Consider the following 20,455-nt stretch of genomic DNA (forward strand, 5'->3'; position numbering starts at 1 on the left):
GGCAGGATTTAAAATGGCAACAGTAAATAAAGAAGAAGTCGACGTTGTTGTGGTCGGCCTGGGGTGGGCTGGCTCACTGATGAGTATTGAGCTGGCGATGGCAGGTTTAAAAGTCCGTGCGCTTGAGCGTGGTGGCGATCGGGGTTACGAAGAATTTGCCTATCCTAAACCCGCTGATGAATATGCTTACGGCGTGCGTAATAAAGTGATGGCAACACCGGCAGAAGCGGCGGTGACGGTGCGCTACAACATGAGTCAAACCGCCTTACCAACCCGCAAGTGGGGCGCTTTTGCACCCGGAACCGGCGTAGGCGGGTCGGGGCTGCACTGGACGGCCGTTTTGATTCGGCCAACGCCAACCGATTTGAAGCTGAAAACCTACGCCGACCAGGCGTATAAGCCTGGCATTTTACAGGAAGATATGCGGATCATGGATTTCCCGTTCAGCTGGGATGAAATCGAGCCGTATTACACTAAATTTGAGCATATCTGCGGCCAGTCAGGCAATACTGGCAACCTGCGCGGACAAATACTGGAAGGCGGCGATCCCTTTGAAGGGCCGCGCTCGGAGCCTTATCCGTTGCCGGCACTTGAAGATACGCTCAATAACACGATGTTCGTCAAAGCCGCCAAAAAACTCGGCTATCATCCGTTTCCTAACCCCTCAGCCTGCGTTTCTCGCGCCTGGACCAATCCTTATGGCAACCAGATCGCGCCCTGTAACTACTGCGGGTATTGCAGTAAATATCCTTGCCTGAACTACTCCAAAGCTTCACCGCAAACGGCGGTGATGGATGCGCTTAAACGCATGGAGAACTTCTCGTATGAAGTGCATGCCAACGTAATGAAAGTCGTGCTGCACGATGACAAGAAAACCGCCAAAGGGGTGATCTACATCGATGCGCAGGGCAATGAGTGCTTCCAGCCCGCCAAAATTGTGGTGCTCAGCAGCTTCCAGTTCTGCAACGTGCGCCTGATGCTGCTTTCAGGGATTGGTCAGCCGTATAACCCGATTACGGAAGAGGGCGTGGTTGGCCGAAATTATGCTTTTTTGAGCAACGGTGGTTCGACGCTGTTCTTTAAAGATAAAAACTTCAACCCGTTTGCCACCGCTGGCGCGACCGGACAGATGTTTAACGATATCTCGCCGGGCAATTTTGACGGGCCGTCGCTGGGCTTTATTGGCGGAGCAAAAATCCACAGTTCTCAGGCTACCGGAACACCAATCAGTACGTCACTGCCAAAAGGCACGCCGGCCTGGGGGACGGGCTGGAAAGAGGGGCTTGAAGAATGGTACGGCCATTCGATGAAGATCAGCATCACCACGACCTGCCAGTCTTATCGTGATGTTTATCTCGATCTGGATCCGAATTACAAAGATGAATATGGCTACCCGCTGCTGCGCATGACGTTTGACTGGAAACAGAACGAACTCAGGCTGCAACAGTATTTGAAAGGCGTTGTTAGCAAGATTACTCAGGAACTGAACCCGGACAGCTATAGCGAAAGCTTCCTGCCGATGGACGCGCACTTTGACCTGACCAAATACGTTTCCACCCATAACGTGGGCGGCGCGGTGATGGGCGATAATCCGAGAACCTCGGCGTTGAATAAATATCTGCAAAGCTGGGATGTGCATAACGTCTTTGTGCCTGGCGGCAACGCCTTCCCGCAGAATTTTCAGGCTAACCCAACGGATACCATCGGCGCATTGACGCTAATGGCAGCGGCGGCGATTAAAGATCGCTACCTGAAAAATCCCGGTCCTCTGGTACAGGCATAAGCGAGATGAAAATGAACAAGCTACCTTTTTTTATCGCGAATGCTGTACTGCTGAGCGCGGGCTATAACGCCACGGTTCAGGCAGACGATGCGGCACTGCTGAAGCAGGGCGAATATATTTCACGGCTGGGTGACTGTAGTGCCTGCCACTCGATTCCGGGCAAGCCCGCTTTTTCCGGCGGTCTGGCGATTGACTCTAATTTAGGCACTATCTATTCGACCAATATCACGCCCGATAAAGAACAGGGCATTGGCAATTATAGCGAGCAGCAGTTTTCCGATGCCGTGCGTAAAGGCGTGCTGCCAGATGGCAAGCGCCTTTATCCGGCGATGCCTTACCCTGATTACGCTAAAATTAGCGATGAAGATATGCATGCGCTCTACACCTGGTTTATGAAGGGTGTGCAACCGAGTGCCGAAAAACCGCCAAAAACCGATCTCAGTTTCCCGTTCAGCCAGCGCTGGGGCATGCGTTTTTGGAATTGGGCATTTGTCTCTGACAAGCCTTTCCAGCCAATTGGCGGCGCAACGGCTGAGGTCAATCGTGGCGCCTATCTGGTAGAAAGTTTGGGGCACTGCGGCAGTTGCCATACGCCTCGCGGTTTGGGTATGAATGAAAAAGCCCTCGACAGCCGTGATGCAACATTCCTTTCTGGCGGTAATTTGAACGGTTGGGAAGTACCTTCGCTGCGCGGTTTACCGCGCTGGACCGGGCAGGAAACGGTTGATTATCTTGCGAAAGGCCGCAATGACAAAGCTGCCGTGGGCGGAGAGATGACTTCCGTTGTCGAGCACAGCACCTCATATATGACTGACAGCGATCTGAAAGCAATTACGGCTTATCTGAAGTTTATTGGCGGCAACCCGCCAGCGCCCGCTGTTGATGAAAAAGCCGTTACAGCGACAGAAAATAAACTAACCGCGGCGAAAAATCTTTCTACCGGAGAACGTTTGTACCTCGATAACTGCGGTGCCTGCCATTTTGTTACCGGCAAAGGCGCACCCGGGGTGTTCCCGCAGTTGGATCAGGCGACTATCGTGAATGCTGACGATCCTGGCGGGTTGATTCACACTATCCTCGCTGGTGCGCAGCAACCCTCCACCGCGAAAGCACCGTCAACGCTGGCAATGCCCGGCTTTGCTTCCCGTCTGAGCGATGACGACGTGGCGCAGCTGGCGACCTTTATTCGTCAGGGCTGGAGTAATAAAGCCGCCGCGGTCAGTGCTGATCGGGTAGAGAAGGTACGCAAAAGCCTGAAGAGTAAAGAGTAATTGCACAGGTTAGCGCGAGCGATAAGGACCATTTACGATCCGGATGCCAAATTGAGGCTAACCCTGGCGCTTAAAACCTGATGTCACCGGAAGCGGCATAGCGCCGCTTCTTTTATCAGAACCCTCTTCCTGCCCGCTGCTGTTATTCTTGTTTCATTGTTTACATATTAATTTTCCAGGATATGCCGCATTTTAGGGGCGAATCGGAACTTGCCGCCTGCAGAGTTTCGCCATATTCTTTGCTCATCAACCCAACAATGGATATTTTTAACAAGGAAGAGAGCATGGAAAACAGGATTGAAAAAGTCGAAGCCCAAAATGATCTGATGCAGCAGGATATCTCTACATTGAAGGGGGATATTTCGCTGCTGAAAAAAGATGTCTCGATTTTAAAGGAGGATGTTGCTGAACTTAAAAAGGATGTCTCACTCATCAAAACAGATGTCTCACATTTGCAAATCGACATGGCCATCGTTAAATCAAACTATGCAACGAAAGAAGATATTGCCGGGGTGGAACGCAATATTGAAGGGCTGCGGGTGGAGCTTTATAAGGTCATTTCCCGGCAAACATATTGGTTTGTCTCTTCGCTTTTTGTTTTGTTAGGGGCAGGTCTGGGGCTGGCAAAAGTGCTGTTTTAAAGGATGAAATGATTTCCCCTGCTGCTTCCGTGCAGATTTTTTTATCCAATGACCTGTGACTGGGCGGAATTTCATCACTTAACACAAATAAGACCCGGGAGGAAGGTGCACAATTTATTCATAGTGTTAAGGAAGGGTTAAGGTCGGGTAAAGTACAGTAATACCAGCAGTTTTAAGACTGTTAGATATATTCTTACTGCCTCGGTTAGACGATAGTGTCCTGCAACGGCGCTACAGAAGCCGGGAGCAAATCGAGGATATAACCATGAAAAAAACGACGCTGGCACTTTTAATGACTGTGTTCACAGCCAGTACCCTGTTTTCTACCGTGACTCAGGCTGAAGGCCCTCCGGGACAACCCTGGCATCAGCAGGGCGGCCATGACGGGCACGGTGGTCCTGAGGGACATGGTGGTCCTGAAGGACATAATGGTCCTGGCCGTGGCCCGGATCGTGGTCATGACGGCCGGGGCGATTTCCGGGGTCATGACGATCGTGGACACGATCGCCATTTCGAGCAGCGTGACCGTTTCGCCTGGCAGGGACATGAGTTCCACCGCGGTGAACCGCTGCCACCTCACTTCCGCGGCAATGATTATCGCGTAAACGACTGGCGCGATCGCGGCCTGGGTGCACCGCCACGTGGTGAGCACTGGGCTTATATTGACGGCAACTATGTTCTGATTGCCGCAGCAACGGGTGTGATTACCTCCATTCTGTTAAATAACGCGTTCCATTAAGTTTTGGGCTGGCATCTGCGGGTGCCAGCCATTAGTCTTTCCAGTTACCTCTACAATATTATTCCCTTGCTTCGCTTTCTAAATTTCGTTATTTATCCTCTTCTCACTAAAACGTAATCCTGTCTATAACGTACCCCTGTTACATTTTACCGTATTAAGCTGCGCTGACTTCCTTCTTGATGTTATTAAATAGTCATGCTGGTTTGTTACATTATTTTTCATCCGGTTTTTCGAGCGGTCACGCCTTATTTACGGGCTCTGCCGCTGGCTGTTTTAGCTGCATGCAATATAATGGCATGCAAATAAGGATTTACGCGTTCTCAGGAGGGGAAGGAGATGATTGAAAGAATGAAGCTACTGGAAAGTAAAGTAGAAACTCTGCTGATTGATGTAGCGGTGATTAAAGCGGACTACGCCACCCGAGTGGATATTGAAAGCGTACGAAGGGAAATTCGCTCTTCGATTACTGCGCAAACAAAATGGTTTATCGCGGCTTTATTTCTTCTGCCCGGATTGGGGCTGGGCATCGCAAAACTGTTGTTCTGAAGACAACGTCTCCGGTTTGCCAGCCCCTGTCTCCGGGCAATTAGTGGTGAGCGATCACCGAGGTAATGACGCCGGTGGCCACGGCAATCAGCACGTAGTTACCATCAATGTTCTGCCAGCGATGGCCCGCCGGTGGCGCTTTCAGGCCATGTTTGCGCCAGTCGTTCACCTGATAACCTTCCCCACGGTATTTTTCCGGCAGAGGACGTCCCTTACGGAAGTCACCATGCTGAGCAGGGCGATGCTCTGCGTTATGCTGAGGCTGTGGCTCGTGACCACGTTGGTCGTGCTGTTGGCCGCCGTGCTGCTCATTTGGCTGACCGCCATGCTGATTGTTCTGAGGCGGACGCTTGACGGGCTGCTGTTGATGGCCATCCGGACCCTGCTGTGGACCCTCGGCAAAAGCGCTCAGGCTGGTGGTGGCAAACAGCAGCGCGGAAAGGGCAATAATTCCTGATTTTTTCATTGTAATGGTTCCTTGCAGGTCGAAAAATGTGATCTGATTCTGGTCAATCTGGGGGCGAAAGCGGCTTGTAACAATATCAATAATCTGAAGAAGAGGTTGATTAACGAAATATTTACGCTTTCCTGGCAATAATCTGACGCCGCATGGCGCGACGTCATAAGCTTTAGCGCACGTGAAAAGCCTGTTCCAGCATAAAGCGCTGCTGCTGCTCAGTGTAATTCACCCGCGAATTTTTACTGTTGGACCTTGCCAGAATCCACTCAACTTCAGCCTCCGTCAGCGGCTGAGGGTCGTGCCAGAAAGGGGTGATGGCCTGATCCTTCAGCCAGGATGCCAGCATTGTGGCGGGGGGCAGCGTAAAACCTGGAAAGAGTGCGGTGGATAGCTCGTCCATCAGTTGCTGCTGCTCTGCGTTATCGCTTTCCCCGAGGAGTTGCAGGAAAGGCAGCAGTAAACGGCCGCAAATTTCGCCGTGGTGATAATTTTTAATCGCGCCCAGCTCGCCCGCGATACCGTGGATCACGCCCAGCCCTGCCATACTCAGGCTTAATCCTCCCTGCCACGAAGCGATCATCATCTGTTCCCGGGCAACATTACCTTGCTCATCTTCACGATTCAGATGTGGCCAGGCGCTAATAAAAGCGCGCATGCCGGTAAGGGCGGTGTGACGAGTAAAAATATTGCCTTTGGCGGACAGGTAAGCTTCAAACAGATGAGTAAAAGCATCAATAGCACAGCACGCCAGCACCCGATCGGATGCACCGCGCAGCAAATCGGGATCGAGAATCGCTATCTGTGGAACAAAGTTGGCGTGGCGCAATGAGGCTTTGACTTTAGTTTCCACTTTCTCCGTGACCACTGCATTCTGCGTCACCTCGCTCCCTGTGCCAGCCGTGGTTGGAACAGCGATCAGAGGCAGAGTTTCTCCACTGATGGCGGTATCACCCACTTTTTCCAGATAGCGCAGCGTGTTCAATGGATGCTGGCTTAACGCAGCAAATGCCTTGGCTGCATCCAGCACGCTTCCGCCGCCAATGGCGACCACGCGCTGGACTTTGCCACGCCAGCGGGCAACCCAGGCATCAATTTCATTCGGTGAGGCTTCATGGCTGACGATTTCCATACCGATAAACTGCGGTGCCAGATCGGCTTCCAGCGCCTGCCAGGCCGGGCTTTTCAAAAAGGAGTGACCACAAAACAGCAGCGTGGGTAGCGGCGCATTGCACAACAGCGGCAGAAGTTCCCGCAGGCTCCCACGGCCAAAAAAGGTTTGTCGGTTAGCAATCTGGCTGGCGATCATAGCGAATCCTTACCGGATGAGGCGGTCTTGAATGAAGGTGACTCACTTTAGGTGAAAAGATCGCCCTGTATCAAAGCTTTCTTTTATCCAGAAGCACGCATCAGAGCGTGCGGGAAGGGCAGCTAAAGGTGATCATCTTGTCCTGGGGTGCGTTGATCACGCTAAAACGCGTATCGGAGAGTCGCTGAGCCAGCCAGCCTTCTTTCGTCACGGCAGACGGAATGTACTTTTGCGGATCGGCTGACTGAAGCGCACCGCTTTCCAGTTGCAGCTTGTCCATCCGCACCCGGAACGAGGTAAAATGGTCGATGATTTCGCCTTCCGTATTGCCTAAGGACTGTCCGGCCAGGGTTTGCACTTTTCCTTCACACAGCGTTCCTTTTTCTCGCGATGAACAGCCGCTAAGCAAAAAAAGTGAGGCAAGCAGTGTGCCTGTAAGGATAAAAATCGCGGGAGCGACCCGCAAAAAACGTCTGGATTCCTGCCTGCGCATAATACGTCCTGATAAATAGCGAATGGCCTAAGTATAGTCATCCGTTTCAGGAACGGATGAGCATTGTATGGCGCTGTCAAACCGGTCGCAGGCCCGCCAACCCTGCTTGTTACAAGGGTATTATCATTTCGTGTGATATGACTGAATCAATTCAGCCAAATAGGTAACAACAGTTCGCAAACGCATTATTGAGTGCTACAATTCTGCCGCTTTTGATACTTTCCACTTATTCTCCGCTTTGAAACAGCCGTTTTCTTCGACTGAAGGCGCTATAACCCTGGTTTTTTAGGGGATTAAGCGGGCAAGTTCTGAAACTGCTTGTATACTTTTTCTGCAATGACGTATACGCGCTTCACCGTGCGGCGTCCGGGCGGACAGCAATTTCGTTATCGGGCGTCAGGCTGTGAAGCAATTGGCGAAAAATTTATCAATCGAACCGATCCTGTGAACAACAAAACTTCAGCTCTTTTCTTAGCACCGCTGTTTTTAATGCCTTCAGCAGTCAGTTACGCACAGTCCGCAACCTCGTCTGCGAGCGCCACAACCTCTGCTTCGTCTCAGGACGGATCGCTGATGGTGATTAAGCAGCGCAGCGGCTTATCCGAACTGGATACGCCTGCCGCCGTCAGCGTGGTAAGCGGGCAGGCTCTGCGCAGCAATACAGCTCAGGTTAATCTTTCAGAAGCATTGGGCAGCGTGCCGGGTTTGCAAATTCAAAACCGGCAGAATTACGCACAGGATCTGCAACTCTCCGTTCGCGGGTTTGGCAGCCGGTCAATGTACGGCGTGCGCGGCGTGCGTGTCTATGTCGATGGCATTCCAGCCACCATGCCGGACGGTCAGGGTCAGACGTCGAATATCGACATCAATTCGATTGATAAAGTAGAAGTGCTGCGCGGGCCTTACTCGGCGCTGTACGGTAACGCCTCAGGCGGCGTGGTGAATATTGATACCGAAACCGGCAGTCAGCCAACAACGCTATCAGCGGGCACCTATTACGGCAGCTATGGCAGCTGGCGCAACAGCGTTAAAGCCAGCGGATCAACGGGCGACGGTACACACGCTGGCGACGTGAATTACACGATTTCTGGTTCACGTTTCACCACTCGCGGTTTTCGCGACCACAGCGGGACGCAAAAAAACCTGGGTAACGGCAAGCTTGGCGTACGCCTCGATGATGTCAGCACCCTGACGCTGATGTTCAACAGCGTATCCGTTGATGCAAACGATCCCGGTGGACTTACCCGTTCAGAGTGGAAAGATGCGCCGCGTCAGTCTCCACGTGGCGATACATTCAATACGCGTAAGAGCCTTGACCAGACCCAGGTCGGCCTGCGTTATCAGCGTGATATGAGCGAAAACGACAAACTGACGCTCACGACCTGGCACGGCGAGCGGCATACCACGCAATATCAGTCTATCCCCGTAGCCGTGCAGACTCGCAGCCCTGCTTATCCTGGCGGCGTGATTGTGCTGGAACGTAAATATTCCGGCGTGGATACCCGCTGGAAGCATGACGATCAAATCGGTTCCGTTCCGTTCAGCATCACCGGCGGTCTGGACTATGAAACCATGACGGAACGCCGTCAGGGATTTCAGAACTTCGTGACCGAAAACGGTAGCACGACGCTGGGAGAGAAGGGCGATTTACGCCGGAACGAGAAGAACGTGATGTGGAATCTCGATCCTTACCTGCAAACCAGCTGGAATTTGACGCCGAAATGGACGCTGGATGCCGGAATGCGCTACAGCACGGTCAGCTTCGATTCCACCGATTACTACGTCACCACCGGCAACGGCGATGACAGCGGCAGCAAGCGTTATCACAAACTGTTGCCGATGGGCTCGCTGAACTATGCCGTCACCGATGCCTGGAACGTCTATTTCTCGGCCGGTCGCGGCTTTGAGACGCCAACCATTAATGAACTCTCCTACCGCTCAATTAGCGGCAATGAGACCGGACTGAATCTGGGCCTGAAGCCCTCCACCAGCGACACCTTCGAGCTGGGCAGCAAAACCCGTGTCGGCTACGGCCTGTTAACCGCCGCGCTGTTCCAGACAAATACCGACAACGAACTGGTGGTGGCGCAAAGCAGTAACGGTCGCTCAGTCTACAAAAACGCGGGTAAAACCCGGCGTCGCGGCCTGGAATTAGGGCTGGATCAGCAGTTCGCGGAAAACTGGCAGATGAAAATGGCCTGGACGCTGCTGGATGCCACTTATCGTAATGAAACCTGTGACGACAGCGGCAGCTGTACGCCGTCGGGCAACCGTCTGCCAGGCATCGCGCGCAATATGGGTTATGCTTCCTTAGGCTGGGTGCCGGAAGAGGGCTGGCACGCGGGCGCTGAAATTCGCTATATGAGCAGTATTCAGGCCGATGACGAAAACGATGCCAAAGCCCCTTCTTATACGGTGACCAGCCTGAACAGCGGCTACCGCTTTAACTGGGATAAGTGGTCGCTCGATACCTTCGCGCGTGTCGACAACCTGTTCGATAAACAGTATGTCGGTTCAGTGATTGTCAACGAGGGCAACGGGCGTTATTACGAGCCGGCGCCGGGACGTAACTACGGCATTGGCGCAACGCTCACTTATACCTTTATGTAAAAAAGAATCCAGAACAGCCTGCCGCAGAGCGAATGCCCTACGGCAGGTTCGAAACATCGGGGTGGATAAGTCAGTATGAAACCGGGTGTTTTTTGCGATTGAGCTTATGTGGCTTAATCGAAGACGTTAAATTTTGGTAAGGTCCATACTATGCAAAGTAAAGCACCGTTATCACGGATCCTCGTGATTCTTACGGCTGTATTTGCCGTCCTCAGCGGGTTGTACCTGTTGATTGGCGGTATCTGGCTGGCCAGACTCGGCGGCTCGTTCTATTACATCATCGCGGGTGTGATTGAGCTGGTCGTTGCCTGGCTGCTGTTCCGTCGCCGTTCTTCAGCGCTGCTGTTGTATGCGGTATTCCTGCTGGCGACCCTGATTTGGTCGTTGTGGGAAGTGGGTTCTGATTTCTGGGCGCTGACGCCGCGTCTTGACGTCACCTTCTTCCTCGGCCTGTGGCTGGTTCTGCCGTTTGTTTACCGTGGTCTGTCACAGGGTAAATTCGCTCGTGGCGCACTGAGTGCGGTACTGGTGGTCACGGTGATTGCACTGGCTTACTCAGTGTTTAACGATCCGCAGGAAATCAATGGTTCCCTGACCCCGGAACAGGCTGCAAACGTCAACAAATCTGCTGATGGCATTGCAGCGGGCGACTGGCCTGCTTACGGTCGTACTCAGGCTGGAACCCGTTACTCGCCGTTGACGCAAATCAACGACAAAAACGTGGGTCAGCTGAAAGAAGCATGGACTTTCCGTACCGGTGATATGAAAGGCCCAACCGATCCGGGCGAACTGACTGATGAAGTCACGCCGATCAAAATCGGTGATTCCCTGTACCTGTGTACGCCTCACCAGATCCTGTTTGCTCTGGACGCGGCTACCGGTAAAGAGAAGTGGAAGTTCGATCCGAAGATGAAGACCGATCCTTCCTTCCAGCACGTGACCTGCCGTGGCGTTTCTTATCATGAAACCCCAGCCGCAGCAGCCACGCCAGCGGGCGGTAAACCAGCACTCTGCGCACGTCGCATTATCCTGCCGGTGAACGATGGTCACCTGTATGCACTGGATGCAGAAACCGGCGCGCTGTGCCCGGAATTTGCTGAAAACGGCAAACTGAACCTGCAGCAGAACATGCCTTACGCGCGTGCGGGTGCTTATGAGCCAACTTCACCGCCTGTTATCACTGATAAAGTGATTGTGATTGCCGGTGCGGTAACCGATAACTACTCAACCAAAGAGCCATCTGGCGTGGTGCGTGGTTTTGATGTCAACACAGGTAAACTGCTGTGGGCATTCGATCCAGGCGCGAAAGATCCAAACGTGGTTCCGGAAGGCGAGCAGCACTATGTGCCGAACTCACCAAACTCCTGGGCACCTGCGGCTTATGACGCGAAACTGGATCTGGTTTACCTGCCAATCGGTGTAGCGACGCCAGATATCTGGGGCGGCAACCGTACGCCAGAAATCGAACGTTATGCGACCGGCCTGCTGGCGCTGAACGCGACGACAGGTAAAGTTGCCTGGTTCTACCAGACTGTTCACCACGATCTGTGGGATATGGACGTGCCTGCTCAGCCAACGCTGGCAGACATTACTGATAAGAGCGGCAACAGCGTGCCGGTAATCTACGTGCCGACCAAAACGGGTGATATCTTCGTTCTGGATCGTCGTAGCGGTAAAGAAGTGGTTCCGGCTCCGGAAACCCCAGTGCCACAGGGCGCGGCTAAAGGCGACCACGTATCTCCTACTCAGCACTTCTCCGAACTGACCTACCGTCCGAAGAACAAGCTGACCGGTGCGGATATGTGGGGTGCGACAATTTATGATCAGCTGATCTGTCGCGTCATGTTCCACAGCATGCGTTATGAAGGTCCGTTCACACCACCTTCAGAGCAGGGTACCCTGGTATTCCCAGGCAACCTGGGCATGTTCGAGTGGGGCGGCATTTCTGTTAATACCGATCGTCAGATCGCGATTACCAACCCAATGGCGCTGCCGTTTGTTTCTCGTCTGATCCCACGTGGTCCGAACAACCCGATGTGGCCAAATGAGAAAGACAAAGGCGGCAGCGGTAGCGAGACTGGCGTTCAGCCACAGTATGGCGTGCCATACGGCGTGACCCTGAACCCGTTCCTGTCACCGCTGGGCTTCCCTTGCAAACAGCCAGCATGGGGTTATATCTCTGCGGTTGACCTGAAAACTAACGATATCGTGTGGAAAAAGCGCATCGGTACCGTTCGCGACAGCTCACCGGTTCCACTGCCGTTCAAGATGGGGATGCCTATGCTGGGCGGCCCAATCTCTACGGCGGGTAACGTGATGTTTATTGGTGCGACTGCGGATAACTATCTGCGCGCCTTCAACGTGACCAACGGTAAACCATTGTGGGAAGCTCGTCTGCCAGCGGGCGGCCAGGCGACGCCAATGACCTATGAAGTGAACGGCAAGCAGTACGTGCTGATCGCAGCGGGTGGTCATGGCTCCTTCGGCACCAAGCTGGGCGACTATATTGTTGCTTACGCACTGCCAGATGATGCTAAAAAATAAGCGATAACGGGCGTGCTATCTGCCGCCTGACAACGCCGGTTTTAGCCGGCGTATCGACATAAGGCAACCGTTCAGCGGTTGCCTTTTTTTTGCCAAAGCGGCACGCTTATCAGTATCATAGTGAATGATTATCACTATTATTTTTATTCCCATGGAGACATTGTGTGACGATTCGTTCCTGGATTTTACTTGGTTCCCTGGTGGCGTCTGCGGGGTGCGCGGCGACCACTTATCCATTACAGATTACCGATATGGATAATCAGCAGATCACCCTGCCCAAAGAGCCTCAACATGTGATCCTCCAGGATGGTCGCGATATTTTAGCGCTGGCGTTGTTAGATCGTGATAATCCCTTTAAACGCGTGGTGGCATGGAATAACCTGCCGAAAAAGCAGGATCCGCAAACCTGGGATCTGCTGAAAAAAATCTGGCCTGAAGCCACAAAAATTATCGACATGGGGTTTAACGATCGGGGGGAAGTGAACCTTGAAAGCGTCATTGCTCAGAAGCCAGACCTGATGGTTGCGCAGCTGCGGGCGAAACCCGCGCTGAAACAAACGGGCGTGCTGGATACTCTGCAAAGATTGCATATTCCAGTGGTTTTCCTTGATTACGAACTGCATCCGGCGCAAAACACCGCCCGCAGCATCACGTTACTGGGCAAGGTACTTAATCAGGAAGCGCATGCGAAAGAATATACCGACTTCTACCAGCAGCACTGGAACAACATGCAGCAGAAAATTGCGCAGGTTAAGCAGAAGCCAACGGTATTTATTGAGCCTATCGCGGGTAACAGCGACAACTGCTGCTTTACTCATGGGCATAACGGCTGGGGCGGACTGGTGGAAGCGGTCGGCGGCAAAAACATAGGTTCAAGCCTGCTGCCAGGCGCATCAGGATTTGTGGCGCTGGAAAAAATTATCGCCATGAAGCCGGATGTTTATATTATGTCCGGTTCGAAGCGGCCCAATAATAATGTTCTGCCGTTTGGTTTTAATGTTTCGCCGCAAGAGGTTGGCGTAACGTTTAATCAGCTCATCCGCCGTAATGGATTGCAGCAAATCACGCCGGTGCAAGAAGGGAAGGTGTATGGTGTTTACCATCATTTTTACAACCACCCTTATAATATTATCGGGATGGAAATTCTGGCCAAAGATCTTTATCCGACTCAGTTTGCCGGACTGAACCCGACGGGGGATTTCCACCAGATCATTACCCGTTTTACTCAATTACCCGACGCCCCGGTCACGCTGAGTTATTCTCCGCAGCAAAAATAGTCTGCGTTATTGCACCAGATTTCAGAAAAAAGGCGGCACGTTGTCGCCTTTTCACCTTATGATCTCCGCAATTTTATTTTCAGGTTGGCTTGCGATGTCAGAGTCTTCACACCTGCTTGATGTGCAGGATATTTGTTTGAAACAGGGTGACGAAACACGGCTGGCGCCGATTTCATTCACGCTTAATGCCGGAGAACGGATCTTACTGACCGGCCCGTCAGGCAGCGGCAAAAGTACCTTATTAAAAATTATTGCTTCGCTGTTGGAACCCTCTGGCGGTGAGATATTTTTTAAAGGCACTTCCTTTACGCAACTCAAGCCGGAAAAGTATCGGCAGCAAGTTTCCTACTGCTTTCAGACGCCGGTACTGTTTGGAACAACGGTTTTTGACAATCTGGCGCTGCCGTGGACGATTCGGCAGAGAAAAGTCGATGTTGTCGCGCTCAACAACGGGTTAGAGCGGGTCAATTTACCGCAAGAGATCCTAAATAAGAAAACGGAGCAGCTTTCCGGTGGGGAAAAACAGCGTGTTGCGTTATTGCGTAACCTGCAATTTCTGCCGGACGTTTTACTGCTGGATGAAATCACCAGCGCCTTAGACAAAGAAAATAAGCAGCTCATTAATCAGTTGATTGCCGAACGGGTAAACGAGCAGGGAGTGGCGGTGATTTGCATCAGCCACGACATAGCCGACATCGCTCAGGCGCAGCGGGTCATCACTTTGTCGCCGCCAGACAGGAAAGACGCGCATGAATCAGCATAATATTACTAATGAGTCGCTGGGGCTGGCGTTAATGCTGGTATTGCTGGCGTTATTTTTTAGTCGTAAAGAGAAGCTGGGGCTGGAAAAGGAGATGGTCTGGAGCGTCTCACGCGCCATTATTCAGTTAGTGATTGTCGGCTACGTACTTAAATATATCTTCGAACTGAATAATGCCTGGCTTACCGTGCTGATGGTGCTGTTTATCTGTGTGAACGCGGCACTTAACGCCCGCAAACGCAGCCGCAATATCGATCATGCTTTTAAACTGTCCTTTATCGCAATCGCCTTAAGTACGACCTTGACGCTGGCGATCCTGATTCTCAGTGGTTCAATTGAATTTACGCCCATGCAGGTAATTCCGGTTTCCGGCATGATTGCTGGCAATGCAATGGTTGCAGTGGGGTTATGTTACAGCAATCTTAACCAGCGCTTTCGCGATAATCGACAGCAGATACAGGAGATGCTAAGTCTTGGCGCTTCAATAAAAGTGGCGTCGGGGAGCCTTATCCGCGACAGCATTCGTGCGGCGATGATCCCGACGGTGGATGCGGCAAAAACGGTGGGTATTGTGAGTTTACCGGGCATGATGTCAGGGCTGATTTTTGCCGGCATCGATCCGATTAAAGCGATCAAATACCAGATCATGGTGACGTTTATGCTGCTGGGCACCGCCAGCGTGTCGACAATTATCGCAGGATATCTCGCCAGTCGCCGGTTCTATAATGCCAGAGCGCAGCTGAAAGCAATGGATTAAACGCAGAAGAGGGATAATAACTGGCAGGACGATAATTTGCCTGCCAGTATCGGGCTATCAGAAGTTAATATTGGCGCTGATGCCGCCAATAAACGCATCCTTCACTTCGCTGACCGCACCTGGAGAAGCAACGTATTGCAGGTTAGGTCGCAGGCTCATCCAGTTGGTCAGGCGCGCATTGTAATAGACTTCATAGTTATATTCCGAGCCGCTTTGAACAGGTAAATAGGTCGGATTATTGTAGTCGTTCACGCCATTTTCCTGGTTGGTCTGACGCAGCATTTTACCGTAGTCGTCGTTGACGTGAATGCGTGCGGCGCCCACCCCAATCTCATCCGTTGGCCGCGCATCAAACGGACCTTTCCACACCAGCGCCAGCGATTGATAGTTATCGGTTTTTGAGGTTTTGTGATCGTTCATTACGGCCTGTGCCACAATGCCTAAACCACGTTGATTATCGCCATCCATTGCGGTCAGCTGCTGTTGCAGCAGCAAATAGCCGCCATAAGAATGGTCCTGTTCGCCATACTGACCGTTACTGTATGAGCTGTAGTTATCCCCACGGACGGAGGAGTAGTACATACCGACGCGATAATTCCCCTGTAGCTTTTCGGCACCGAGCTGCGGCTGCCAGCCTAATTCAGCCGGTACCAGATTACCTTCGGTATGGCCGCCATCAAGACGGAAGCCGTTGCCGGTATTATAGTTGGATGCGGTCTGATTATAGAAGCCTACCTGGAAGAACACTTCCGGTGTAAAGTTGAATTTCACACGGCCGCCCCATTGTGAAACCGGCCAGTTATACCAGCGGTCGCCTCGCCAGTTACCCGCCTGACCGCCACCGAACGCGAGGTTCTGGAAATTGCTGTCTTTGTTATCGAAATCTTCGCCTACCGTGACCCGCCCCGCTTTGATCTCCACTTTATGATCGAAGAAGCCCTTATTCAGCCAGAACTGGGTCAGACGCCAGGTTTGCCCGCGTCCCCATACTTCCTGTACGGAAGATAAGCCTCCAGAGCGCGGATCGTTAATATACTGCGTTAAATCCTGACCGTTACGGCTGGTAATGGTGGCCTGGAATTGGGTATCGTCCCAGTTGAGTAATTTTTCCAAATCTAAGGTTGTACCGAATCCCCATTGGTCGGTATAGCGCGCCGACGTTGACTGGTTGTAGCCTCCGGAGAAGTTACTGGCGGATTCCATGGTGTAGTTGACCTGAAACTTGACGCCGTCATTCTCCAGCTGGCTGCGATAACCGTCCCAGTCGCCGAAAGCATAGGGAGAATCAACGCTGAGCGGTGCATTGTCTGCCAGCGCCTGGCCTGAGGCCAGCAGTAAGCCAAAACCACAGAACGCCACAGTTCTTGTTAACGTGGTTTGCGGGAAGATGCTTTTCATGATGTTAACCTTGTTGTAGTGATAACGCTGTCTGGTGACCCCGGACAGAATTGCGGCGGTCCTCCGCTTTTGTCAGCATTATCTCCGGTGTATAACAAAGCAACAGGGGGAAACCGCTAACTTTAAGCGTGAATGACGGCCAGAACAGCAGAATGAAACCACTAATCAGGAATTTAATTGTTATAAATAGTGCTGAAGTCGTTTTGTTTTTGCTAAATAAGTTAAAAACTTTAGGTTGATCACGCTTTAAGAGGGGAAAAAGGGGAGGGGACTACAGCTGGCGGAAGTGGGGCTGACAGGCAGACAGCAAAAAGGGCCGGAGACCGGCCCTGATTGGTAGCGACATCAGCTGCCGCCTGGCGGTTTAGCGGCGACCGAAAATCTTCGCGGCAAGAAAACCGACGCCAGCAGCAATAGCCAGCGAAACAAACGGCGAGTCCTGAGTTTTGGTTTTAACACAGTCCAGTGCGTCGTCAACGGCATAAGAAGCTTTTGCTGCGCCCTGACGTACTTTACCTTTTAACTCATGCTCAGGAGAATTGGCAGTCTTACCAAACTGCTCCTGGCCTTTGCCCAGCGCTTCGTCAGCTTTATCGTTGGCTTTGTCTAATAAACTCATACTGTCTCCTTCTTGATGGCATGATTTCCTCATGAACGAATCTAAAGCATAGACCATCAAATCAGAGTTGCCGCTGCGGTTATGTGACTATTTATGAACAATGTAAAGAAAAGGGGCCGATAAATATCGGCCCCTTCAGCAATGAACTGGCAATCAGAGTATCAGTGTGACTTCATGCCAGCAGCGGTCATCATAAAGCGAAACAGTGTCGCGACGACGCCCAGCGCCATCACGCTCGCTGCGTAAATGACGACCATCCACAGGATGCGTTTCCACGCCGGGAGTTTAGGCGCTTGCTGTGTTTCAACCATACTTTCCTCCGTTTTACCTTTCTTCCCGCAGGGGCATTAACTGCCGCTCTGCGGGGTAACGCTGTCAGGTAAACAATGTGCCAATTATTGAAAACGAATTAATGGTAATGCTCGTTCGGATTGATCTTCCCGCGGAACACGTAGTAGCTCCAGAAGGTGTAAGCCAGGATGACCGGGATGATCAACAGTCCACCCACCAGCATAAAGCCCTGGCTCTGCGGCGGTGACGCGGCATCCCAGATGGTGATGTGTGGTGGAATGATGTTCGGCCATACGCTGATACCCAAACCGGTAAAGCCCAGGAACACCAGCGCCAGCGTCAGCAGGAACGGCGAGTAATGAGCATGACGCTTCAGTGCACGCAGCAGTCCCATTGAGGTCAGCAGCACCAGCACCGGCACTGGCAGGAACCAGAACAGGTTAGGCAGCGTGAACCAACGGTGCATGATGTCGGCGTGTTCCAGCGGCGTCCAGATGCTGACGATGGCGATAATGGCCAGTAGCGTCAGCAGCAGGGGCTTGGTCAGCGCGGTCATTTTGCGATGCAGTTCGTTCTCGGTTTTCATGATAAGCCAGGTGCTGCCCAGCAACGCGTACGCGACGACCAGACCCAGACCACAGAACAACGCGAACGGCGTCAGCCAAACCAGTTCCGGACCGCTGTAAGCGCGGTTGGTTACTTCAAAACCGTTGATGAACGTACCCAGAACCACACCCTGACTGAAGGTGGCCAGGAAAGAACCGGCAATAAAGGATTTATCCCAGAATGGACGGTGTTCTTCCGTTGCCTTAAAGCGGAACTCAAAGGCCACACCACGGAAGATCAGGCCAATCAGCATCAGCGTCAGCGGAATCGACAGCGCATCAAGGATAACGGCATAAGCCAACGGGAAGGCGCCATACAGCGCCGCACCACCCAGCACCAGCCAGGTTTCGTTGCCATCCCATACCGGCGCAACGGTGTTAACCATCATATCGCGCTCTGCGGCGTCCTTATTGAAAGGAAACAGAATGCCGATACCGAGGTCGAAACCATCCATCACGATATACATCAACGTTGAAAAGACGATGATGGTGAACCAGATAATTGAAGTATCAATGCCCACGTTATTTATCCTCTTCCTGCGTGTTTAACTTTTCTTTCACGGCAGACAGCGGACGCGCCTGAGTATGTTGAGTACCCGGTCCGCCTTCATGTTCTTCATGGCCTTCGCCCTGCTGTGGACCTTTCTTGATCAGATTGAACAGATAGGTATAGCCCACACCAAACACAGACGAGTAAACGACGATAAAGGCAATCAGGCTGATGCTCATATGCAGGTCGCCATGTGCCGACACCGCATCTTTGGTACGCAGCAGGCCATAAACTACCCATGGCTGACGACCGATTTCAGTTGTGAACCAGCCAGCCAGCAGTGCAATCAGACCAGATGGACCCATCAGCAACGCAAACCACAGGAACGGACGCGAGGTGTACAGGCGGCCACGGAAGCGCAACCACAGGCTTACCACACCCAGCAGAATCATCAGCATGCCCAGACCTGCCATGATGCGGAATGACCAGAACACCACCAGCGAGTTAGGACGGTCTTCTTTCGGGAAGGTCTTCAGCGCGGGTACTTGCTTATGCAGGCTGTGCGTCAGGATCAGGCTGCCCAGGTAAGGAATCTCCAGCGCATATTTGGTCTTTTCCTGCTCCATATCCGGAATACCGAACAGGATCAGCGGAGTAGGTTCGTTCGGTGGGTTTTCCCAGTGACCTTCAATCGCGGCAATCTTAGCCGGCTGATGCTCAAGCGTATTCAGACCGTGGGCATCACCCAGTACTGCCTGAATCGGCGAGACAATCAGCGCCATCCACAGGGCCATTGAAAGCATCTTACGGATGGCAGGCGTGTCGTTTTTGCGCAGCAAATGCCAGGCCGCAGAAGAGCCAACAAAGAAGGCACTGGCCAGGAAGGCCGCGGTAGACATGTGCAGAAGCCTGAACGGGAACGACGGGTTAAAGACAATTTTAAACCAGTCAACCGGGATCACCAGACCGTTCTGAATCGCAAAGCCCTGCGGCGTTTGCATCCAGCTGTTAGACGCCAGGATCCAGAATGTCGAGATGATGGTTCCCAGCGCAACCATACAGGTGGCGAAGAAGTGCAGACCAGGACCTACGCGGTTCCAGCCAAACAGCATCACGCCCAGGAAGCCAGCTTCAAGGAAGAACGCGGTAAGCACTTCATAGGTCAGCAGGGGACCAGTGATGCTACCGGCAAACTGCGAGAATCCACTCCAGTTGGTACCAAACTGGTACGCCATCACCAGGCCGGACACCACGCCCATACCGAAGTTAACGGCGAAGATTTTCGACCAGAAATGGTAGAGGTCACGGTAGTCCTCGTTTCTGGTTTTCAGCCACAGACCTTCCAGCACCGCCAAAAAGCTGGCGAGCCCGATGGTGATAGCCGGGAAGAGAATATGGAAGGAAACGGTAAACCCGAACTGTATCCTCGCCAGGTGGAACGCATCTAATCCGAACATTGCTTACCTCGATCTAACATAAACTGCCTTTTCTTTTTTATTTACCAACAATTAACAAACGAGCCACATAATTACGCAGGCGCAATGTGGACTCTGTTATGCGGTTTTCAGAAGTTTGATCATAAGACCAAATCAGGAGAAGGAGCAGCAACAATAATCGTGTTCTTGCATATAACAGCATAGATCTTTGCGATGAATTGTTTCATCGCCTCGTTAAATTATTTATGCGAACTGTTAAATATGGATTGCCGAATGATGCATTTTTGTAAAAATAAAGTTTTTTTATGCCCTGGAAACGTTTTCATGCTGCTTTAAAAGGTAAAAATAAACAGAAGCAAAAAAAGCCTATTCGGTCGTTTTATTTATATATCTGGCGCCAGCCATAACTTTTTGGCGCAAATTGGCAGG

The 20,455-nt window shown here is 52.1% G+C and carries 18 protein-coding genes; 10 read left to right on the forward strand and 8 right to left on the reverse strand.

Features of this window, described 5'->3' with window-relative positions; genetic code table 11:
* The first annotated feature begins 13 nt into the window (after positions 1–13).
* The 5 genes from EHV07_RS06310 (at position 14) to EHV07_RS06330 (ending at position 4,980) form a co-directional block, all read left to right on the forward strand.
* Entirely contained in the window at positions 14–1,783 is a 1,770-nt protein-coding gene (locus tag EHV07_RS06310) for a GMC family oxidoreductase (protein WP_147196148.1), read from the forward strand.
* An 11-nt stretch (positions 1,784–1,794) separates the two neighbouring features.
* Positions 1,795–3,054 (forward strand): cytochrome c, encoded by a 1,260-nt coding sequence (locus tag EHV07_RS06315; RefSeq protein ID WP_147196150.1) that lies wholly within the window; start codon positions 1,795–1,797, stop codon positions 3,052–3,054.
* A gap of 284 nt (positions 3,055–3,338) precedes the next feature.
* Entirely contained in the window at positions 3,339–3,695 is a 357-nt protein-coding gene (locus EHV07_RS06320) for a hypothetical protein (RefSeq protein ID WP_254446321.1), read from the forward strand.
* A gap of 265 nt (positions 3,696–3,960) precedes the next feature.
* The gene (locus tag EHV07_RS06325) at positions 3,961–4,434 is read left to right on the forward strand and encodes an RcnB family protein (protein WP_147196152.1); all 474 of its coding nucleotides are present in this window, start codon (positions 3,961–3,963) and stop codon (positions 4,432–4,434) included.
* A gap of 336 nt (positions 4,435–4,770) precedes the next feature.
* Positions 4,771–4,980 carry a hemolysin XhlA gene (locus EHV07_RS06330; protein ID WP_147196153.1) on the forward strand — a complete coding sequence of 70 codons (210 nt, stop codon included), beginning with the start codon at positions 4,771–4,773 and terminating at the stop codon, positions 4,978–4,980.
* A gap of 40 nt (positions 4,981–5,020) precedes the next feature.
* Here the strand turns inward: EHV07_RS06330 and EHV07_RS06335 are convergent, their stop codons facing one another.
* The 3 genes from EHV07_RS06335 to EHV07_RS06345 all read right to left on the reverse strand — a co-directional run bounded on the left by EHV07_RS06335 (position 5,021) and on the right by EHV07_RS06345 (position 7,239).
* Positions 5,021–5,446: an RcnB family protein gene (locus tag EHV07_RS06335; RefSeq protein WP_147196155.1), complete on the reverse strand. Its 426-nt coding sequence runs from the start codon at positions 5,444–5,446 to the stop codon at positions 5,021–5,023.
* Between the two features lie 163 nt (positions 5,447–5,609).
* On the reverse strand, positions 5,610–6,746 hold the full coding sequence (locus tag EHV07_RS06340; protein ID WP_147196157.1) for an iron-containing alcohol dehydrogenase: 1,137 nt from the start codon (positions 6,744–6,746) through the stop codon (positions 5,610–5,612).
* Between the two features lie 100 nt (positions 6,747–6,846).
* Positions 6,847–7,239 (reverse strand): hypothetical protein, encoded by a 393-nt coding sequence (locus tag EHV07_RS06345; RefSeq protein WP_174822355.1) that lies wholly within the window; start codon positions 7,237–7,239, stop codon positions 6,847–6,849.
* A 489-nt stretch (positions 7,240–7,728) separates the two neighbouring features.
* Between EHV07_RS06345 and pqqU the strand changes: the two genes are divergently transcribed.
* The 5 genes from pqqU to fetB all read left to right on the forward strand — a co-directional run bounded on the left by pqqU (position 7,729) and on the right by fetB (position 15,187).
* Positions 7,729–9,849 (forward strand): TonB-dependent receptor PqqU, encoded by a 2,121-nt coding sequence (gene pqqU / locus EHV07_RS06350; protein ID WP_168199600.1) that lies wholly within the window; start codon positions 7,729–7,731, stop codon positions 9,847–9,849.
* A 150-nt stretch (positions 9,850–9,999) separates the two neighbouring features.
* A complete protein-coding gene (locus EHV07_RS06355) occupies positions 10,000–12,393 on the forward strand; it encodes a glucose/quinate/shikimate family membrane-bound PQQ-dependent dehydrogenase (protein ID WP_147196161.1) in 2,394 nt (797 codons plus the stop codon).
* A gap of 170 nt (positions 12,394–12,563) precedes the next feature.
* The gene (locus EHV07_RS06360; RefSeq protein WP_254446344.1) at positions 12,564–13,670 is read left to right on the forward strand and encodes an ABC transporter substrate-binding protein; all 1,107 of its coding nucleotides are present in this window, start codon (positions 12,564–12,566) and stop codon (positions 13,668–13,670) included.
* A 94-nt stretch (positions 13,671–13,764) separates the two neighbouring features.
* Complete coding sequence (gene fetA, locus EHV07_RS06365) at positions 13,765–14,433, forward strand: iron ABC transporter ATP-binding protein FetA (RefSeq protein WP_147196163.1); 669 nt, start codon at positions 13,765–13,767, stop codon at positions 14,431–14,433.
* Positions 14,420–15,187, forward strand: coding sequence for an iron export ABC transporter permease subunit FetB (gene fetB / locus EHV07_RS06370; RefSeq protein ID WP_147196165.1), 768 nt, complete (start codon positions 14,420–14,422; stop codon positions 15,185–15,187). Before fetA ends, fetB begins: the two co-directional genes overlap by 14 nt.
* A 57-nt stretch (positions 15,188–15,244) precedes the next feature.
* On the opposite strand, the gene EHV07_RS06375 is transcribed toward fetB, so the two are convergent.
* From EHV07_RS06375 to EHV07_RS06395, 5 genes are all read right to left on the reverse strand, one after another.
* Complete coding sequence (locus EHV07_RS06375) at positions 15,245–16,585, reverse strand: carbohydrate porin (protein ID WP_147196167.1); 1,341 nt, start codon at positions 16,583–16,585, stop codon at positions 15,245–15,247.
* 364 nt (positions 16,586–16,949) lie between these two features.
* Positions 16,950–17,204 (reverse strand): CsbD family protein, encoded by a 255-nt coding sequence (locus EHV07_RS06380; protein ID WP_147196169.1) that lies wholly within the window; start codon positions 17,202–17,204, stop codon positions 16,950–16,952.
* 161 nt (positions 17,205–17,365) lie between these two features.
* On the reverse strand, positions 17,366–17,515 hold the full coding sequence (locus EHV07_RS06385; protein ID WP_147196171.1) for a DUF2474 domain-containing protein: 150 nt from the start codon (positions 17,513–17,515) through the stop codon (positions 17,366–17,368).
* A gap of 98 nt (positions 17,516–17,613) precedes the next feature.
* Positions 17,614–18,621 carry a cytochrome d ubiquinol oxidase subunit II gene (cydB, locus tag EHV07_RS06390; protein WP_147196173.1) on the reverse strand — a complete coding sequence of 336 codons (1,008 nt, stop codon included), beginning with the start codon at positions 18,619–18,621 and terminating at the stop codon, positions 17,614–17,616.
* 1 nt (position 18,622) lies between these two features.
* The gene (locus EHV07_RS06395) at positions 18,623–20,047 is read right to left on the reverse strand and encodes a cytochrome ubiquinol oxidase subunit I (RefSeq protein WP_147196175.1); all 1,425 of its coding nucleotides are present in this window, start codon (positions 20,045–20,047) and stop codon (positions 18,623–18,625) included.
* Positions 20,048–20,455 lie beyond the last annotated feature (408 nt).

This window comes from Pantoea sp. CCBC3-3-1, from assembly GCF_007981265.1.
Taxonomy (GTDB): domain Bacteria; phylum Pseudomonadota; class Gammaproteobacteria; order Enterobacterales; family Enterobacteriaceae; genus Erwinia.

Bases quoted from the DNA above. Each gene is read 5' to 3' on its own strand.
- EHV07_RS06310 (WP_147196148.1), top strand. From the start codon at position 14: ATGGCAACAGTAAATAAAGAAGAAGTCGACGTTGTTGTGGTCGGCCTG.
- EHV07_RS06315 (WP_147196150.1), top strand. From the start codon at position 1,795: ATGAACAAGCTACCTTTTTTTATCGCGAATGCTGTACTGCTGAGCGCG.
- EHV07_RS06320 (WP_254446321.1), top strand. From the start codon at position 3,339: ATGGAAAACAGGATTGAAAAAGTCGAAGCCCAAAATGATCTGATGCAG.
- EHV07_RS06325 (WP_147196152.1), top strand. From the start codon at position 3,961: ATGAAAAAAACGACGCTGGCACTTTTAATGACTGTGTTCACAGCCAGT.
- EHV07_RS06330 (WP_147196153.1), top strand. From the start codon at position 4,771: ATGATTGAAAGAATGAAGCTACTGGAAAGTAAAGTAGAAACTCTGCTG.
- EHV07_RS06335 (WP_147196155.1), bottom strand. From the start codon at position 5,446: ATGAAAAAATCAGGAATTATTGCCCTTTCCGCGCTGCTGTTTGCCACC.
- EHV07_RS06340 (WP_147196157.1), bottom strand. From the start codon at position 6,746: ATGATCGCCAGCCAGATTGCTAACCGACAAACCTTTTTTGGCCGTGGG.
- EHV07_RS06345 (WP_174822355.1), bottom strand. From the start codon at position 7,239: ATGCGCAGGCAGGAATCCAGACGTTTTTTGCGGGTCGCTCCCGCGATT.
- pqqU (WP_168199600.1), top strand. From the start codon at position 7,729: ATGCCTTCAGCAGTCAGTTACGCACAGTCCGCAACCTCGTCTGCGAGC.
- EHV07_RS06355 (WP_147196161.1), top strand. From the start codon at position 10,000: ATGCAAAGTAAAGCACCGTTATCACGGATCCTCGTGATTCTTACGGCT.
- fetA (WP_147196163.1), top strand. From the start codon at position 13,765: ATGTCAGAGTCTTCACACCTGCTTGATGTGCAGGATATTTGTTTGAAA.
- fetB (WP_147196165.1), top strand. From the start codon at position 14,420: ATGAATCAGCATAATATTACTAATGAGTCGCTGGGGCTGGCGTTAATG.
- EHV07_RS06375 (WP_147196167.1), bottom strand. From the start codon at position 16,585: ATGAAAAGCATCTTCCCGCAAACCACGTTAACAAGAACTGTGGCGTTC.
- EHV07_RS06380 (WP_147196169.1), bottom strand. From the start codon at position 17,204: ATGAGTTTATTAGACAAAGCCAACGATAAAGCTGACGAAGCGCTGGGC.
- EHV07_RS06385 (WP_147196171.1), bottom strand. From the start codon at position 17,515: ATGGTTGAAACACAGCAAGCGCCTAAACTCCCGGCGTGGAAACGCATC.
- EHV07_RS06395 (WP_147196175.1), bottom strand. From the start codon at position 20,047: ATGTTCGGATTAGATGCGTTCCACCTGGCGAGGATACAGTTCGGGTTT.